Origin of the sequence: Pseudarthrobacter sulfonivorans (assembly GCF_031454915.1) — a bacterium.
Taxonomy (GTDB): Bacteria; Actinomycetota; Actinomycetes; order Actinomycetales; family Micrococcaceae; genus Arthrobacter; species Arthrobacter sulfonivorans_C.
Genome location: NZ_JAVDRS010000026.1, coordinates 1 through 1,212 on the forward strand (window position 1 = coordinate 1; position 1,212 = coordinate 1,212).

The following is a 1,212-nucleotide window of genomic DNA, read 5'->3' on the forward strand; positions in this document are numbered from 1 at the left end:
TGGCCGGTGGTGCCGGGCGGGGTGTGGGCCCCGCCCGGCGTTCGGTTGTTGGTCGTGCGCGTTTGTTTAGACGTGTGCGACGGTGGTGACGCGGGTGGCGACGGCGTCAGCGAATTCGCTGGTGCCGGAGGTGCCGCCCATGTCCTTGGTGGTGGTGCCGTCCAGGACGGTCGCTTCGATGGCTTTTTCGACGAGTTCGGCGGCCTGAAGGACCTTCTCGTCGCCGAATTTGGCGCCGAGCCAGCGCAGGAGCATCGCGGAGGAGAGGATCATCGCGATGGGGTTGGCGATGTTCTTACCCGCGATGTCCGGGGCGGACCCGTGGGAGGCCTGGGCCATGGCGTGGGTGTCGGAGGAGTTGATCGACGGGGCGATGCCCAGGGATCCGGCGACTTCTCCGGCGAGGTCCGAGAGGATGTCGCCGAACATGTTCTCGGTGACGATGACGTCGAACTTGTTCGCGCGGCGGACCAGGTGCACGGTCATCGCGTCGATGTGGAAGTCGTTCACGGACACGTCCGGGTACTGCAGGGCGACCTCTTTGCAGACGTCGCGGAACAGGCCGGTGGTCATCTTCAGCACGTTGGCTTTGTGCACGATGGTCAGCTGCTTGGACCGGGACCGGGCGAGCTGGAACGCGGAGTGGGCGATGCGTTCGGTCGCGGCGCGGGTGATGATGCCGTGCATGATCGCCACGTCCGGGGTGGGCATGAATTCGCCGGTCCCGGCGAAGGTGTTCCGGTCAGCGTAGAAGCCTTCGGTGTTTTCACGCACGATCACCAGGTCGGTGCCTTCAACGATGGCGTTCCCGCCCGGGAAGGCCTTGGACGGGCGGATGTTGGCGAACAGGCCGAAGTGCTTGCGGATGGTGCCCGAGGGGTTCAGCGCGGACTTGTGCGGTTCCGGGTAGGAAGCGGAATCGTGCGGGCCCAGGAGCCAGCCGTCCACGTTGTTCAGCGCCTCGAGGGTCTCGGCGGGGACGGCGGTCCCGTGCGTGTCGATCGCACTCCGGCCCAAAGGCAGCTCGGTCCAGAGGATCGCGGGGGCACCCGCGGCGGCCATCGCCGCGTCGAGGATCTTCACCGAGGCCGGCACGATCTCCGGGCCGATGCCATCGCCATTCAGGACGGCCAGCTGGTACTGCTTGGATTCAGTCACGGTATTTCCTTTTCTATATATCCAGGTCTCGTTGACGGACCGGAGGTTACGGGA

1 protein-coding gene is annotated in these 1,212 nt (G+C 65.8%); it reads right to left on the minus strand.

What is annotated here, in order from left to right; all coding sequences use genetic code 11:
* Window positions 1–66: 66 nt before the first annotated feature.
* Window positions 67–1,158 (minus strand): isocitrate/isopropylmalate dehydrogenase family protein, encoded by a 1,092-nt coding sequence (locus J2808_RS22210; protein WP_309821029.1) that lies wholly within the window; start codon window positions 1,156–1,158, stop codon window positions 67–69.
* Between the last annotated feature and the right edge of the window lie 54 nt (window positions 1,159–1,212).